This window comes from Pseudoclavibacter sp. VKM Ac-2888, assembly GCF_015351285.1.
Taxonomy (GTDB): domain Bacteria; phylum Actinomycetota; class Actinomycetes; order Actinomycetales; family Microbacteriaceae; genus Pseudoclavibacter.
In genome coordinates, this window is sequence record NZ_JADKSM010000002.1 from 115,939 (window position 1) to 130,806 (window position 14,868).

General features: G+C 67.8%; 15 protein-coding genes. 5 read left to right on the forward strand and 10 right to left on the reverse strand.

What is annotated here, in order from left to right; genetic code table 11:
• Window positions 1–57: 57 nt before the first annotated feature.
• The 10 genes from ITJ61_RS15980 to ITJ61_RS16025 form a co-directional block, all read right to left on the reverse strand.
• Entirely contained in the window at window positions 58–1,530 is a 1,473-nt protein-coding gene (locus ITJ61_RS15980) for a sugar porter family MFS transporter (RefSeq protein WP_194686953.1), read from the reverse strand.
• A gap of 161 nt (window positions 1,531–1,691) precedes the next feature.
• A complete protein-coding gene (locus tag ITJ61_RS15985) occupies window positions 1,692–2,564 on the reverse strand; it encodes a sugar phosphate isomerase/epimerase family protein (protein WP_194686824.1) in 873 nt (290 codons plus the stop codon).
• A gap of 9 nt (window positions 2,565–2,573) precedes the next feature.
• Window positions 2,574–3,596, reverse strand: coding sequence for a Gfo/Idh/MocA family protein (locus ITJ61_RS15990; protein ID WP_194686825.1), 1,023 nt, complete (start codon window positions 3,594–3,596; stop codon window positions 2,574–2,576).
• A gap of 25 nt (window positions 3,597–3,621) precedes the next feature.
• Window positions 3,622–4,533 carry a sugar phosphate isomerase/epimerase family protein gene (locus ITJ61_RS15995; RefSeq protein ID WP_194686826.1) on the reverse strand — a complete coding sequence of 304 codons (912 nt, stop codon included), beginning with the start codon at window positions 4,531–4,533 and terminating at the stop codon, window positions 3,622–3,624.
• Window positions 4,534–4,596: 63 nt separating this feature from the next.
• Window positions 4,597–6,495, reverse strand: a complete 1,899-nt coding sequence (gene iolD / locus ITJ61_RS16000; RefSeq protein ID WP_416366859.1) for a 3D-(3,5/4)-trihydroxycyclohexane-1,2-dione acylhydrolase (decyclizing) — start codon at window positions 6,493–6,495, stop codon at window positions 4,597–4,599.
• A 50-nt stretch (window positions 6,496–6,545) separates the two neighbouring features.
• The gene (iolB, locus tag ITJ61_RS16005) at window positions 6,546–7,475 is read right to left on the reverse strand and encodes a 5-deoxy-glucuronate isomerase (RefSeq protein WP_194686828.1); all 930 of its coding nucleotides are present in this window, start codon (window positions 7,473–7,475) and stop codon (window positions 6,546–6,548) included.
• Window positions 7,476–7,533: 58 nt separating this feature from the next.
• Window positions 7,534–9,057, reverse strand: coding sequence for a CoA-acylating methylmalonate-semialdehyde dehydrogenase (locus ITJ61_RS16010; protein ID WP_194686829.1), 1,524 nt, complete (start codon window positions 9,055–9,057; stop codon window positions 7,534–7,536).
• A gap of 88 nt (window positions 9,058–9,145) precedes the next feature.
• On the reverse strand, window positions 9,146–10,054 hold the full coding sequence (locus tag ITJ61_RS16015) for a deoxyribose-phosphate aldolase (protein ID WP_104240669.1): 909 nt from the start codon (window positions 10,052–10,054) through the stop codon (window positions 9,146–9,148).
• Entirely contained in the window at window positions 10,047–11,015 is a 969-nt protein-coding gene (gene iolC, locus ITJ61_RS16020) for a 5-dehydro-2-deoxygluconokinase (protein WP_194686830.1), read from the reverse strand. The genes ITJ61_RS16015 and iolC overlap by 8 nt, the downstream gene beginning before the upstream one ends.
• 118 nt (window positions 11,016–11,133) lie before the next feature.
• Complete coding sequence (locus tag ITJ61_RS16025) at window positions 11,134–12,237, reverse strand: glutamate--cysteine ligase (protein WP_267238107.1); 1,104 nt, start codon at window positions 12,235–12,237, stop codon at window positions 11,134–11,136.
• A gap of 120 nt (window positions 12,238–12,357) precedes the next feature.
• On the opposite strand from ITJ61_RS16025, the gene ITJ61_RS16030 reads away from it, so the two are divergent.
• The 5 genes from ITJ61_RS16030 (at window position 12,358) to trmD (ending at window position 14,860) form a co-directional block, all read left to right on the forward strand.
• Window positions 12,358–12,567 carry an LPXTG cell wall anchor domain-containing protein gene (locus tag ITJ61_RS16030; protein WP_104298822.1) on the forward strand — a complete coding sequence of 70 codons (210 nt, stop codon included), beginning with the start codon at window positions 12,358–12,360 and terminating at the stop codon, window positions 12,565–12,567.
• A 144-nt stretch (window positions 12,568–12,711) separates the two neighbouring features.
• Window positions 12,712–13,125: a 30S ribosomal protein S16 gene (rpsP, locus tag ITJ61_RS16035; RefSeq protein ID WP_104240673.1), complete on the forward strand. Its 414-nt coding sequence runs from the start codon at window positions 12,712–12,714 to the stop codon at window positions 13,123–13,125.
• 2 nt (window positions 13,126–13,127) lie between these two features.
• Entirely contained in the window at window positions 13,128–13,358 is a 231-nt protein-coding gene (locus tag ITJ61_RS16040; protein WP_068484100.1) for an RNA-binding protein, read from the forward strand.
• Between the two features lies 1 nt (window position 13,359).
• Window positions 13,360–14,013: a ribosome maturation factor RimM gene (rimM, locus tag ITJ61_RS16045; protein WP_258063072.1), complete on the forward strand. Its 654-nt coding sequence runs from the start codon at window positions 13,360–13,362 to the stop codon at window positions 14,011–14,013.
• A gap of 73 nt (window positions 14,014–14,086) precedes the next feature.
• On the forward strand, window positions 14,087–14,860 hold the full coding sequence (gene trmD / locus ITJ61_RS16050; RefSeq protein WP_194686832.1) for a tRNA (guanosine(37)-N1)-methyltransferase TrmD: 774 nt from the start codon (window positions 14,087–14,089) through the stop codon (window positions 14,858–14,860).
• Window positions 14,861–14,868: the final 8 nt, after the last annotated feature.

A 14,868-nucleotide genomic window follows, 5' to 3' on the forward strand; every position in this document is an offset into this window, starting at 1 on the left:
AAGCGATGGGCTCGGCCGAATCGGCCGAGCCCATCGCTCGCTGGTGCAGCGGGAACGCTACTTCTTGGCGGTCGGGAGGAAGATCGCGCCGGTCGTGACGTCCTCATCCAGTGCCTCGAGCGTACGTCCACGAGTCTCGGGGATCTGCGTCGCGACGAAGAGGAGTGCGAGCACGCCGACTCCCGCGAACACGAAGAACGTGCCCGTGATGCCGAGCGCATCCACCACCGAGGGGAAGTACAGCGAGATGAAGCCGTTCGCAACCCAGAGGGCGAAGATCGAGACGCCCATGCCGATGCCGCGCATGTGCAGCGGGAAGACCTCGGAGAGGTAGACCCAGACGGCCACGTTGAGGAACGTCTGCATCGAGCCGACGAACGCGACGACGAGGAACAGGATGACCCAGGGGCGCAGCGGGTTGCCCGGCTCGAGGATCATGGACGAGAAGCCGATGAGCAGGTGGCAGGCCGTCGTGAGCGAGAAGCCGATGATGAACGTCTTGCGGCGGTCGAACCTGTCCATGTAGGAGAGGGCGATGAAGGCACCGACGACGGCGATGATGCCGGGGGCGATGTTGGCGATGAGCGCCGCGCTCGAGTCGAAGCCCGACTCGATGAGCACGATCTGGCCGTAGTACATGATCGAGTTGATGCCCGTGAGCTGCTGCGCGACACCGAGCCCGATGCCGACCAGCAGGATGCGGCGGAGCCACTTGTTGCCGAGGATGGCCTTGAATCCGACCTGCTTCTCCTGACCCTCTTCGAGGGCGACCTTCTCGACCTGAGCGAGCTCAGCCTCGGCGCGCTCGGGGGAGCGGACGGTCTTGAGGACCTCGAGGGCCTCGGCGTCGCGGCCCTTCTCGACGAGCCAGCGCGGCGACTCCGGCATACGCAGCATGCCGAAGAACAGGCAGATCGCCGGGATGGCACAGATGGCGAACATGATGCGCCAGACGCCGTCGAGGTGCCCGAGGGTGTTGCCGAGGATGGCGTTGATGACGAACGCGGAGAGCTGGCCGATGACGATGGCGGCTTCGTTGCGACCCGAGATGGACCCGCGGATCTCGTACGGGGCGAGTTCGGCGAGGAAGACCGGCACGACCGTCGAGGCGCCACCGACGGCGAGGCCGAGGAGGATCCGGCCGACGACGAGCACTTCGAAGTTCGGGGTGAAGACGACGACGACGGTGCCGAGGAAGAAGAGCACGGCGAGCATGATGATCGTCTTGCGGCGGCCCCAGCCATCGGAGAGGCGGCCGCAGAAGATGGCGCCGATGGCGGCTGCGAAGACCAGGGAGCTGGTGACGACGCCTTCGGTGAGCGGCGTGAGGCCGAGCTCCTCGGTCATCGGGTTCAGTGCGCCGTTGATGACACCCGTGTCGTAGCCGAAGAGGAGACCGCCGAAGCACGCGACGATCGAGATCAGCCCGAGCCGCGAACGGTGCGGCCCAGCTGTGAGGGGCGGAAGTGATTTCTCGGCGGTGTGGCCCGCCGGGTGCGATGAGGCCATTTGGACGTCCTTGTCATGGATGCTGCGAGGTGGAGCGGGGTTGTGCGTGGTGCTGCGGGGTGCGTTTTCTGCGAACGCGTGTCTTGATGGTAACCGAAGAATGACGTGATGTGAATATGTCCTGACAAATAATCCGGAAGAGCGTGTGGCCCCGCAGCTCAGAGCTGCGGGGCCACACGGTGTCAGGAGGAGGCGACAAGCTCCCGGATCTTCTCGAGCTGGAACTTCGAGACCTCGTCGGCCCGTTCGTCTTCCGCGAAGACGTTCGAGACGATGAGCGCGTCCTCACGGTCGAGGTAGCCGATCTGCTTGAGCGTCGTGAACAGCTCCGCGAAGTCGACATCGCCGTCGCCGATGCGCAGGTGCTGGTGGATGCGCGCCTCGTTGCCCGGAGGGTTCGAGATGTAGCGCAGCCCGTGCGAGCGGTGATGGTCGAACGTGTCCGCCGTGTAGACGGCGCCCAGGCGCTCGCCCAGCTCGGGGAGCAGCGTCGTCGCGCGGTCGCCGTAGTGGAAGGTGTGCGAGGCGACGTACACGAAGCCCACGTTCTTGCTGTTGAGCCCGCGGATGACGCGCCACCCCTCGAGCCCGTCCTCGACGAAGTCGTTGGGGTGCGGGTCGATGTTGAGCTGGATGCCCTCGCGCTCGAGGATCGGCAGGAGCGTCTCCATCGAACGATGGAAGGCGTCCTCCGACTCGGTGAACTGTGCAGGCTCACCGCTGAACTCCGTGTTGATCACGGGGATCTCCAGGATCGAGGCGAGCTCGATGACGCGAGTGAAGTTGCGGACGGCGGCGAGGCGACCCGCCTCTTCTGGACCCGAGATGCGCTGGACCGGGAGGATGGCGGGGATCGTGACGCCGGCATCCGCTGCGCGCTTCTTGAACTTCAGCGCGTACTCGTCGTCGGCCGACGGGTGGCGGAAGAACCACGAGAAGTCGGGGTGCGGCGTGATCTGCAGGTACTCGTAGCCCAGGCGGGCCGCGATATCCGGGAAGTCGAGGAATCCGGCGTCGTGGTGGAACGGCGTCGGGTCCAGGGCGATGCGAACCATGGTGACTCCTTATGCCTTGTCGTAGAACGCGGGGCGCTCGACCTGCTGGACCTCGACGATGCCCCCGTCGAACGCCTTGACGCCCGCCTCGCAGGCCAGGGCCACGCGGTAGCCGTGGAACGCGTCAGGGCCGTCGATGGTGCCGCGGGCGACCGCGTCCACCCAGCGCTGGATCTGCACGTCGTAGGCCGCAGCGAAGCGGGTCACGAACGAGCGGTGCTCCTCCTTCGCGAACGCACCGTCCGACCAGGTCTGCACGCCGTTGGCCTGGCCGATTCGCGCGAGGCCGTTCGAGAAGACGGCCTCGGTCGCGACCTGGTAGCCGAACTTGATGCTCACGTTCATCTCGACGTCGACGAGGATGCCGTTCTCAAGCTCCAGGAGCACGAGGATCGGCTCGCGCAGTCGCTCCGGCGAGTTCGGGTTGCGGCGCATGTACTTGATCTCGATGCTGCGGATCTCGCTGCCGGCGAGCCACGGGATGACGTCGAGCTCGTGCACCACCGAGTCGTTGATGAGCATGTCCTGCGTGTACGACTCGGGCACGTCGGGGTTGCGGTGCACCGCGCGGAGGGCGAGGAGCTCGCCGGCCTCGCCAGAGGCGATGATCTCGCGCAGGCGGGCGTACTCCGCGTCGAATCGGCGCATGAAGCCGAGCTGGATGAGGGGCCGTTCGGATGCGGCCATCTCGGCCTCGACGACCCGGAGCGAGGACGCGGAGTCGGCGGTCAGGGGCTTCTCGCACAGGATGGGGAGCTTCGCCGCGAGGGCGGGCAGGAGGACGGGCTCATGGAACTTGCCCGGCGTCGCGATGACGACGGCGTCGACGGCGTTCGCCGCGATGGCGTCCTCGATGCTCGTGAACCACTGCGCCCCCGGGGCGTTCTCGAGGGCTGCGGTGCCGCGTCCCTCGTCGGGCTCGATGACGGCGGAGACGATCGCGCCGCTGATGCGCTTCGTGATGCGGGCGATGTGGTCGGCGCCCATGAGGCCGGCGCCGACGACGCCGACGCGGAGGTCAGTTGAAGTCATGGTGATGGTTCCTCTTCTTCAGGTTCTACTTGGCGCGGGCCGCGGGCGTGGAGCCGCAGATGTGCTTGAGCGTGCGCTCGGCGATCGGGTACGGGCGGTCGGCCGAGCAGCCGAACATGTCCTGCTCGACGATGCCGAAGATGTTCGGGTCGATCTCGGCGGCGCGGGCGACGATGGGTCCGAGCTCCGGGATGCCGTTCGGGGGCTCGACCATGATCATGTCGGCGGCCGCTTCCGCCCACGACACGTCGTTCTTGAGCACGTCGAAGAGCTTGTCCGGGTCGACCTGCTTGAGGTGCAGGTAGCCGATGCGCTCGGGGTACGCGTTCATGAGGCGGAGGCTGTCGCCGCCGTAGTAGGAGAAGTGGCCCGTGTCGAGGCACAGGTTCGTGTACCTGGCGTCGGTCTCGGTCAGGAGCCGCTCCACCTCGCGGTACGTGCCCACGTGGCTGTCCGCGTGCGAGTGGAACTGCTGCTTGACGCCGTACTCCTCGAGGAGCGCCTTGCCGAGGCGGTCGTGCCCGGCTGCGAGGCGCTTCCACTGCTCGGCGTCGAGCGTGCGTGCTTCCTTGGCCTGGCCCGTGATGTCGTCGCGCCACATGTCTGGGATCGTCACGAGGTGCTCTGCGCCGAGCTTCGACGCGAGGCCCGCGACGGCGATGGCCTGATCCCAGGCACGCTGCCACTGGCTCTCGTCCTCGTTGTGGAAGCCCGTGAACACGGTTCCCGCGGAGAGCTTGAGGCCGCGCGACTCGAGCTCGTCGGAGAGCTGGTCGGGGTCGGTGGGGAGGTAGCCGTAGGGGCCGAGCTCGATCCACGTGTAGCCGGCCTTGACGGCCTCGTCGAGGAACGTCTGCCACGGGATCTGGCCGGGGTGGTCGGGGAGCCAGATGCCCCAGGAGTCAGGTGCGGTACCGATTCGGATGCTCTGCGACATCGTCGTCTGCTTTCTGTAGAGGGTCGTTCGTCTGCGGTTGGAGGAGTGCTTGCGGCGGTTCGGTCAGCCGAGCAGCGGCCGCTGTGCGGCCTTCTGCTCCAGGTAGTCCTCACGCGCGCTCTTCGTGGAGTCGAGCGTGGAGGTCTCGGCGACCGGCACGTCCCACCATCCCTCGCCGTCGGGGGCGTAGAGGAGGGGGTCGCTGTTGATGTGGATGAGCGTGGAGGTGTCGGATGCCTTGGCCTTCGCCATCGCCTCGCGCAGCTCGCCGATGGCGTCTGTGCTCGGCTCGATCTCGATCGTGTCGATCCCGTAGCTGCGGGCGTTCGCCGCGAGGTCGACCGGGAGGATCTGCTCGCCCTGGAAGTTGGAGCCCGCCTCGTCGAAGGCGCGGTACCAGGTGCCGAAGCGCTCGGAGCCGACCGTCTCGGAGAGGTGTCCGATGGAGGCGTAGCCGTGGTTCTGGATGAGCACGACGATGATCTTGATGCCCTCGGCGACTGCGGTGACGAGCTCCGTGTGGAGCATGAGGTACGAGCCGTCGCCGACCATGACGATGACGTCGCGGTCGGGGGCAGCGCGCCGCACGCCCATGCCTCCTGCGATCTCGTAGCCCATGCAGGAGAACGCGTATTCGACGTGGTATCCGAGCGGGTCGCGCACGCGCCACAGCTTGTGGAGGTCGCCCGGCAGCGATCCTGCCGCCTGGACGATGACATCGCGGGGGTCGCTGGACTCCTGGACGGCGCCGATGATCTCGGACTGGCCGGGCAGCTCGAGGCCGCTCGGCTCGAACGCCAGGTCGACGGCCGCGTCCCACTCGGTCTTCTGGGCCGCGATCTGCCGCGAGTAGTCATCGCTCACGCGGAAGCCGGAGAGTGCCCCGATGAGCTTCACGAGCGTCTCGCGCGCATCCGCGACGACGGGCAGCTGCGAGCCGTGCTTGTAGGCGTCGAACGCGGCGACGTTGATGTTGACGAAGCGCACGCCGTCGTTCTGGAAGACCGTGCGGCTGGCCGTCGTGAAGTCGCTGTAGCGCGTGCCGATGCCGATGACGACGTCGGCCTGCGCGGCGAGGCGGTTCGCGGCGGTCGTTCCGGTCGCGCCGATGCCGCCCAGGTACTGCGGGTGGTCCCAGTCGAGGGCACCGCCGCCGGCCTGGCTCGTGCCGACGGGGATGCCGGTGGCCTCGACGAAGGCGCGCAGTTCGTTCTCGGCACCCGAGTAGATGACGCCTCCGCCGGCGACGATGATCGGGTTCTTCGCGTTCCTGATCGCCTCGACGGCGCGTGCGAGCGGGCCGGCCTCGGGGAGGGGGCGACGGATATGCCACTCGCGCTCCTCGAGGAAGGCGAGTGGCACGTCGATGAGCTCGGCCTGCACGTCCTCGGGCAGCGCGATCGTCACGGCGCCGGTCTCGGCGGGGTCCGTGAGGACGCGCATGGCGGCGAGCGCGATCGAGTACAGCTGCTCTGGGCGCTGCACGCGGTCGAAGAAGCGGGAGAGGGGACGGAACGCATCCGTCACCTGGATGCCCGTGTCGTGCGGGAACTCGAGCTGCTGCAGGACGGGGTCGGCGACGCGCGTCGCGAACGTGTCGCTCGGCAGGAGCAGCGCGGGCAGGCGGTTCGCGGTGGCGAGTGCAGCGCCCGTGAGCATGTTGGCGGCGCCCGGTCCGACGGATGCGGCGCTCGCGTACGTCGCGCGGCGCCGGCGCATGCGCGCGTAGCCCACCGACTGGTGCACCATCGCCTGCTCGTTGCGCGCCTGGAAGTACGGCATGAGGCTCGGGTCCTCGACGTTGGCCTGCTTGAGCGCCTGGCCGATGCCGGCGACATTGCCGTGGCCGAAGATTCCGAACATGCCCGGGATCGTGCGCTCGCGCACGTCGCCGTCGACGGTGTACTGCTTGCCGAGGAACTCGACGAGGGCCTGGCCGACGGTCATTCGCTTGGTTGACATCTGCGTCATTTCCTTTTGGTGGAGCTGGTTGCTTGGAGAAGGCTGGCGGGTTACTCGGTGCCGTACGGCAGGCGGGAGTCGAACTCCTGGGAGGCCCACTGCTCGCGCACCCAGCCGTGGGCGGGGTCGTCGCTGATGAGCCATTCGCGTGCCTCGTCGGGGCCCGCCATGACGTTCAGGTAGTACAGGTCGTAGCCGGGGGCCGCGACGGCGGGGCCGTGGTAGCCGAAGGGGACGAGGGCGATGTCTCCGGTGCGCACGATCTCGTTGATCGAGATCTCGCCGGCCGGCGACGTGTAGGTCGCGAACATGCCGAAGGCGTCAGCGCCCTCTGGCACGGTGGCGTTCTTCGTGGGCTCGCTCTCGAAGTAGTAGATCTCCTCGAGGCGGCTCTCGTGGCCAGGGTGGTGCTCGTCGTGCTTGTGGGGCGGGTACGACGACCAGTTCTCGGCCGGTGTGATGACCTCGCACACGATGAGCTTGGCAGCCTGCAGGGAGCCGGGGATGCCGAAGTTCTGCACCTGGCGGCTCGAACGACCGGCACCGCGCAGCTCCACCGGCACGTCGCTCTTGCGGAGCACCTGGAACGGGAAGACCTGGGTTGTCGGCGCCTCTGCGACGGCGACCCTGCCGTGTCCCGTGACCACGGCGCTGGTGCCGACGGGGAGGTAGGCGACGTCCGCCGGCCCGTCGAAGACCGAGGCACGGCCCTCGAGCTCGACGGACGCGGGCGCATCCGCCCCGTCGAGCTCGAGGGACGCGTCTCCGCGGAGGGGGATGACCATTCGCTCAATGTCGCCTGCGGGCAGCTCGAGGCGCACACCATCGGAGAGGTCTGCGACTCGGATGCCCGTGTGTTCCCAGCCGGGGAGCGTCGCATCGACAACGCTCTCCCAGCCGTCTCGCGAGAGGGCTCCGCGGGCCCTGAACCAGGTGTTCTCCGCAGCGTCCCGAGGGGGTGCTGATGTGTGTGAGGACATTGCTCGTGAGTCTTTCTGGTGAATGGTCGTGGTGGGGCGGCTCGTGGTGCTGTGTCGGCTAGTCGTTTTCGGGGAAGCCGAGGTTGATGCCGCCGTGCTTGGCGGGGTCGAGCCAGCGGCTGGTGACGGCTTTCTCGCGGGTGTAGAAGTGGAAGCCCTGGAGGCCGTAGGCCTTGGAGTCGCCGAACGCGGAGTCTTTCCAGCCGCCGAAGGAGTAGTAGGCGACGGGGACGGGGATGGGGACGTTGATGCCGATCATGCCGACCTGGATCTCGTTCTGGAAGCGGCGTGCGGCGCCGCCGTCGTTGGTGAAGATCGCGGTGCCGTTGCCGAACTGGCCGGTGTTGATGAGCTCCACGCCTTCCTCGAAGCTCTTCACGCGCACGATGCCGAGGACGGGGCCGAAGATCTCTTCCGTGTAGGCGCGGCTGGTGGTGGGGAGGTTGTCGATGAGGGTCGGGCCGAGCCAGAACCCGCCCTCGGCGCCTTCTGCCGTGATCTCGCGTCCGTCGACGAGCACGTCGGCGCCGTCGTCGTGGGCGATCTGGATGTAGGAGGCGATCTTGTCGCGGTGCACTTCCGACACGATGGGGCCCATGTCGGGTTCTGCGTGCGTGTCGGTGGGGGTGCCGTCACCGATGCGGAGCTTCGCGATGCGCTCCTTGACCTTCTCGATGAGCTGGTCCGCGACGGGTTCGATCGCGAGGACGATGCTGATGGCCATGCAGCGCTCGCCCGCGGACCCGTAGCCGGCGTTGATGGCCTGGTCGGCGACGAGGTCGAGGTCGGCGTCGGGGAGCACGAGCATGTGGTTCTTCGCGCCGCCGAGGGCCTGCACTCTTTTGCCGTTCTTGGAGGCGGTCTCGTAGATGTACTGCGCGATGGGGGTCGAGCCCACGAAGCTGATCGCGGCGACGTCGTCGTGGTTGAGGAGGCCATCGACGGCCTGCTTGTCGCCGTGCAGGACGTTGAAGACACCGTCGGGCAGGCCCGCTTCCTTCCAGAGCTCCGCGAGCCAGATCGCGGCGGAGGGGTCCTTCTCGCTCGGCTTGAGCACGACGGTGTTGCCGACCGCGATCGCGATGGGGAAGAACCACATCGGGACCATCGCGGGGAAGTTGAACGGGCTGATGATGCCGACCACGCCGAGGGCCTGCTTGATGGAGAACACGTCGACGCCGGTCGAGGCGTTCTCTGTGAAGTCGCCCTTCATGATGTGGGGGAACCCGGTCGCGAGCTCCACGACCTCGAGGCCCCGCTGGATCTCGCCAGCGGCGTCGGAGACGACCTTGCCGTGCTCGGAGGTGATGATGCGCGCGAGTTCCAGCTTCCGCTCGTTCAACAGCTCACGGAACTTGAAGATGATGTTCTGGCGCTTCGCGATCGAGGTGTTCGACCAGCCGGGGAATGCGGCCTTCGCGGCGGCGATCGCTGCGTTGATCTCCGCGTCGTCGGCGAGAGCGACGTTGCTCGTCGCGGTGCCGAGGGCGGGGTTGAAGACGGGCGAGGTGCGCGCGGGCGTCGAGGTCGAGGGGGCGCCGTTGATCCAGTGCTGGATCGTGGGCAGAGCAGTGTCAGTCATTGATCTTCCTTCGCTGTGGTGCGCCGGCCAGGAGCGGCGCTGGTGGAAGCGGCAGCTGCCGCGACGAGAGGGTGGTGGGGGTCCGAGCTCAGCTCGGGGTGTGCACGAGGCTCGCGGCCGTGTCGACGGCGGCAGCGACGTCGCCATCGGCGGGGTAGAGGAGCGTGCGGCCGACGACGAGCCCGCGGACACCGGGGAGGGCGAGGGCGTCGGCCCACTTGGCGTACACCGCCTCCTGGTCGCCGTTCGGCTCTCCGCCGAGCAGCAGCGTCGGGAGTGTCGTCGCCGCCATGACGCGTTCCATCTCGGGCACGACGGGCAGCTTCATCCAGGTCGAGCCCGAGCTGTTGCCGAGGCCCGAGGTGATGGCGATCGAGTTGATGACGGCATCGGGGGAGAGGTCGTTGACGATCCGGCCGTCCTTCCACTCGCTCATGAACGGCTCGAGCATGATCGGGAGGGATGCCGCCGCTGCATCGTCGACGGCGCGGGCGTTGGCCTCGAGCGTCGAGACGGTGCCCGCATCCGCGAGATTCACCCGGACGAGCGTCTTCGCGAAGTCGATGCCGTCGCGAACCATCGAGTCGACGTCGTAGCCCGTGAAGCGGTCGTCCATCTCGAAGCTCGCGCCGCGGAGTCCGCCACGGTTCATGGAGCCGACGATGAGCTTGTCGTCGAGCACGCCGAGCAGGGCGAGGTCGTCGATGATGTCGGGTGTGCCGAGCACGCCATCCACGCCGGGGCGGGACAGGGCGAGCGCGAGCCGGTCGAGCAGGTCGTAGCGGTCGGCCATCGCCATGGCGTCGTCACGGACGCCGAGGGCGCCACGTGCCGGATGGTCGGCGGCGACGAAGAACAGTCGGCGATCCTCGGGGAGCAGCGACGAGCGCCGGACGCGATTGGCGAGGGCCGCCCGCAGCGCGGAGGGGCCGTCGGCTCGAGCGTCACGGAGCCGCTCGAAGGCCGCGTCGTCGAGGATCCGGTAGTGCTCAGGCAAGGGAGTTCTCCTTCAGGATCTCGTCGACCTCCGCCGTCGAGGGCATCGCGGTCGAGCATTCGAGTCGCGACGCCACGATGGCTCCCGCGACGTTCGCGAAGCGCAGGATGTGCTCGAGGTCCCACCCGGCGATGAGTCCCTTGCAGAAGGCCCCGCCGAAGCTGTCGCCGGCTCCGAGGCCGTTGATGACGTCGACGAAGTGCGTCGGTACCTCGATGGAACCCTCTCGGGTCTTCGCCAGCACGCCGCGGGGGCCCTGCTTGACGACCGCGATGTCGACGCCTCGCTCGAGGAGCGCATCAGCGGCGCGCTGCGGCTCGGTCTCGCCGACCGCGACCTCGCACTCCTCCTTGTTGCCGATGGCGATGGTCGACTGCGCGAGGATGGGCTCGATGGCGGCCGTCGCCGTGGCCGCGTCCGGCCAGAACATGGCGCGGTAGTCCAGATCCAGGATGGTGTGGTCACGGCGAGCGCGAGCTGCGAACGCCGCGTGGTGGGCCGCGCGGCTCGGCTCCTCGGAGAGGCCGGTCACGGTCGCCCAGAAGATCTTGGCGTCACGGATCGCGTCGAGATCGAGCGTCTCGGTCTCGATGTTGAGGTCAGGAGCCTTCGGCTGGCGGTAGAAGTACAGGGGGAAGTCGTCAGGGGGGAAGATCTCGCAGAACGTGACCGGGGTCGCAAGCGAGTCGTCGCGGGTGACGAAGTCGCTCCTGACGCCGAGGCGCTCGAGCTCGCGGACGATGTACCGACCGAAGGGGTCGTCTCCCGTGCGGGTGATGACCGCCGAGCTCAGTCCGTGCTTGGCTCCGGCGACGGCGACGTTGGTCGCGCTGCCGCCGAGGAACTTCCCGAAGGTCGAGACGTCCTCGAGCCCGACTCCGGTCTGGAGGGGGTAGATGTCGACGCCGACACGACCGAGCGTGATGAGGTCGAGGGGCGACGTAGCTGTTGTAGTGGTCATACGGCTCTGTACAACTTTCAGTCCGATGGTGAACGAGGACGAGAGTCAGCATACACCTAATGTCCTGACAAAGTAACAAAGTCTGGCGGAGAGACTTCGAGACCCGCCGAGGGCCGCGTCAGGCCTTGAGCTCGGCGATGAGGGAGTCGACGACGGGCACAAGCGCGCCGTCGTGCTCCTCGGCGACGCGGCGCTGGCGGTCGCTCGACGAGCCGCTCTCGATGATGTCCGCGATCGCTGCGAGCTCGTCAGCGCAGCCCAGATCCTCGGCGACTCGCAGGTAGTCGCCCTGGATGCGCTCGGCGAGCACCTCGGTCACGGGGCGCTCGTTGCCCTCCGCATCCTCGATGATGATCGCGTCGAGCCCGTAGCGCGCGGCGCGCCACTTGTTCTCACGGACGAACCACGAGGGGAGCCGATCCGTGTCGTGCCCCGCGTCGAGCTGGCGAGACGCGTGCTCCACGATCACGTGGTTGAGCGCGACCATGGCCCCGAGCTCGCGGAGGTTGGTCGCCCCATCCGAGATGCGGATCTCCACCGTGCCCCACTGTGCTGACGGGCGCACATCCCAGCGCAGCTCCTGCACCTCGTCGACGATGCCCGTGCGCAGCACATCGTGCGCGACGCGCTCGTAGTCCTCCCATGTCTCCATCTCCGGCGGGAGGCCGCCGGTCGGGAGCTGCTGGAAGATCATCGTGCGGTGGGAGCTGAACGTCGTGTCCTCGCCCTGCCAGTACGGGCTCGACGCCGAGAGCGCGAGCATGAGCGGGTAGTTCGCCAATGCGGCCCGCATGATCGCCGGGACCTTCCGGCAGTCCTCGACCCCGACGTGCGTGTGCACGCCCCAGATCGCCAGCTGGCCTCCCCAGCGGCCGGATCGCTCCGCGACCATGCGGTAGCGCTCGCCGGGCGAGCGCTGCTGCTCGCGCCACTTGGAGAACGGATGCGTGCCAGAGCCGATCACGCCGGCACCCGCGGCGTCCGCGGCGGCCAGCAGCTCGTCCCTGAGTCCCCGGAGCTCACCGACCGCCGACCCCGCCGAGCGGTGCACGCCCGTCACGAGTTCGACGGTGTTCGTGAGGAACTCCTTCGTGAACCGCTCATCGTCGAGACGAGAGATCAGTTCATGGCCGATGCCGGTCAGCTCGCGCGACTCAGCGTCGACGATACCGAGCTCCCATTCGACACCGAGTGTCGAACGCTCTGATGAGGCGAAACGCATGGTTGAAGCGTAGACGCACGAGGGCATGCGGCGTGTCTGCATTGCGGCCCGATCCGCATCCGCCGCAAGATAGAGGGAGGAGTCGGGCGACGGCACGCGCCGCCCGAGATCGGAGGCCCCATGCGCTACTCGGATGCCCTCGCAGAGCTCGCCACGACCGGGGCCCAGGACTTCGTGCCCTACGTCGTCGGCGCCGTTCTCCTCGTCCTCGTGGGTGGGATCATCCTCTTCTTCGTGCAGCGCAGACAGCGCCGAGCGGAGCGCGCGAATGAGGCTTCGATCGACCCGCAGAGTCGTTCGGGGTCCGGCGACGATTCTGCGGTTGGCTAACTGGCCGAGAATCTGCCAAACTAGGCAGTTGAGCCTCGTGGGCTCGACCCTCTAATCCGGCCCACGGTTCACCATTGAGCTCTGCCGAGTGTGCCCCACGCCCTCCGGCTGTCGTTCGCCGATACACACACCATCAGGAGACACGTGGCTGTCAAAATTCGTCTGAAGCGCCTTGGAAAGATCCGGGCACCCTACTACCGCATCGTCGTCGCCGACTCGCGCACCAAGCGCGACGGTCGCGTCATCGAGGAGATCGGCAAGTACCACCCGACCGAGAACCCCTCGTTCATCGAGGTCGACTCCGAGCGTGCACAGTACTGGCTGAGCGTCGGCGCACAGGCCTCCGAGGCCGTCGTCGTCCTGCTCAAGCTCACGGGCGACTGGGGCAAGTTCACGGGCGAAGGCTCGACCGAGAACCAGGTCAAGGCACCCGAGGCCAAGGCTCCGTTCGTGGCAGACGCCGGCAAGAAGCCGGTCCTCCGCCCGAAGGCTGAGCCGAAGGCAGCTCCGGCCGCCGAGGTCACCGAAGAAGCAGCGACCGAAGAGGTCGAGGCCTAGTCATGCTCGCTTCCGCGCTGGAACATCTCGTCAAGGGAATCGTCGATCACCCCGACGATGTCCGCGTGGACCGCAGCACGGCTGCACGCGGCGAGGTCCTCGAAGTGCGTGTGCACTCCGAGGACCTCGGCCGCGTCATCGGTCGCTCCGGCCGCACCGCCAAGGCGCTGCGTACCGTCGTGACCGCCCTTGCCGATGGCCGCCGAGTCCGCGTCGACGTAGTTGACGACTGAGGTGGCAGGCAAGAAGAAGGGCATCACCGAGCTCCGAGTGGGGCGGCTCACCAAGGCCCACGGCCTCAAGGGTGCCGTCAAGCTCGAGCTCTTCACCGACGAGCCAGCCCGGCGCTTCGTGCCCGGCGCCAGCTTCAGCCTGCAGGTGCCCGCCGAGAGCGAGTGGCACGGCAAGAGCCTGGAGCTCCAGGAGCTCCGCTGGTACAACGGCCACCCGGTAGGATTCTTCGTCGGGGTCTCCGACCGCACAGCGGCCGAGAGCCTCGCCAAGGCGATCCTCTGGGTCGACTCCAACGACGCTGAGGAGCTCGAAGACGACGCCTGGTATGACCACCAGCTCGTCGGACTCGACGTCCAGCGCGAGGGCGTCTCCGTCGGCCAGGTCGTCCGCGTCGAGCACTTCCCTGCACAGGACCTGCTCGTCGTGAAGACCGCAGACGCGGAAGTGCTCGTCCCGCTCGTCAAGGCTATCGTCGCCGACGTCGACCTCGAGGCCGGCATCGTCAGCGTCACGCCCCCAGGTGGCCTCTTCGAGGAGATCGAGGAGTCACCCGCCGAGGCACCGGCCGAGGCTGCTGCCGACAAGGCCGAGCCCGTCGCTGCCGAGGCCGAGCCCGTCGCTGCCAAGGCCGAGACCAAGACCGAGGCCGAGTAACCGAGCCTCCACCATCCTCACGTCTGCGCGCCCGCGATCAACCGCGGGCGCGCATCCGCTTAAGCTGGAGCCCATGCGCGTCGACATCGTCACCATCTTTCCCGAGTTCTTCCAGGTGCTCGATGTCTCCCTGCTCGGCAGGGCCAGGCAGGACGGCATCATCGACGTCCGAGTGCACGACCTGCGCGACGCGACGACCGACCGGCACCGCACGGTGGACGACACCCCCTACGGCGGTGGCGCCGGCATGGTCATGAAGCCAGAGCCCTGGGGGCAGACGATCGACAGGATCCTCGACGAGGCCGCCGACGCCGAGACGGCTGCTGGCACCAACGCGGCAGCGGACGCCGACGCGGCAGCCCAGGAGGCGGGCGATGGCGACACCAGACCCCTCGTCGTCTTCCCATCACCCGCCGGAACGGTCTTCACGCAGGCGACCGCTCGGCGCTACGCGCTCGAGAAGCACATCGTGTTCGGCTGCGGGCGGTACGAGGGCATCGACCAGCGTGTCTTCGACGACACCGCGCAGCGCGTCAGAGTCGAGCTCGTGAGCCTCGGTGACTACGTGCTCAACGGGGGAGAAGTGGCCGTCACCGCCATGATCGAGGCCTTCGGTCGCCTGGTTCCCGGGGTCGTCGGCAACCCGGAGTCGCTCGTCGAGGAGTCGCACGAGGACGGCCTGCTCGAGTACCCGAGCTACACGAAGCCCGCCGTGTGGCGCGGCCGCGAGGTGCCAGAGGTGCTCCTGAGCGGGCACCACGCGAAGATCGCCACCTGGCGCCACGAGCAGCAGATCGAACGCACGCGACGCGTCCGCCCCGAGCTGCTGCCGCCCGAGGCCCGCTAGCAGCTCGG

Excerpts from the sequence above, each read along its gene's own strand:
- ITJ61_RS15985 (WP_194686824.1), bottom strand. The coding sequence starts at position 2,564 with ATGGTTCGCATCGCCCTGGACCCGACGCCGTTCCACCACGACGCCGGA.
- ITJ61_RS15990 (WP_194686825.1), bottom strand. The coding sequence starts at position 3,596 with ATGACTTCAACTGACCTCCGCGTCGGCGTCGTCGGCGCCGGCCTCATG.
- ITJ61_RS15995 (WP_194686826.1), bottom strand. The coding sequence starts at position 4,533 with ATGTCGCAGAGCATCCGAATCGGTACCGCACCTGACTCCTGGGGCATC.
- iolD (WP_416366859.1), bottom strand. The coding sequence starts at position 6,495 with ATGTCAACCAAGCGAATGACCGTCGGCCAGGCCCTCGTCGAGTTCCTC.
- iolB (WP_194686828.1), bottom strand. The coding sequence starts at position 7,475 with ATGTCCTCACACACATCAGCACCCCCTCGGGACGCTGCGGAGAACACC.
- ITJ61_RS16010 (WP_194686829.1), bottom strand. The coding sequence starts at position 9,057 with ATGACTGACACTGCTCTGCCCACGATCCAGCACTGGATCAACGGCGCC.
- iolC (WP_194686830.1), bottom strand. The coding sequence starts at position 11,015 with ATGACCACTACAACAGCTACGTCGCCCCTCGACCTCATCACGCTCGGT.
- ITJ61_RS16025 (WP_267238107.1), bottom strand. The coding sequence starts at position 12,237 with ATGCGTTTCGCCTCATCAGAGCGTTCGACACTCGGTGTCGAATGGGAG.
- ITJ61_RS16030 (WP_104298822.1), top strand. The coding sequence starts at position 12,358 with ATGCGCTACTCGGATGCCCTCGCAGAGCTCGCCACGACCGGGGCCCAG.
- ITJ61_RS16040 (WP_068484100.1), top strand. The coding sequence starts at position 13,128 with ATGCTCGCTTCCGCGCTGGAACATCTCGTCAAGGGAATCGTCGATCAC.
- trmD (WP_194686832.1), top strand. The coding sequence starts at position 14,087 with ATGCGCGTCGACATCGTCACCATCTTTCCCGAGTTCTTCCAGGTGCTC.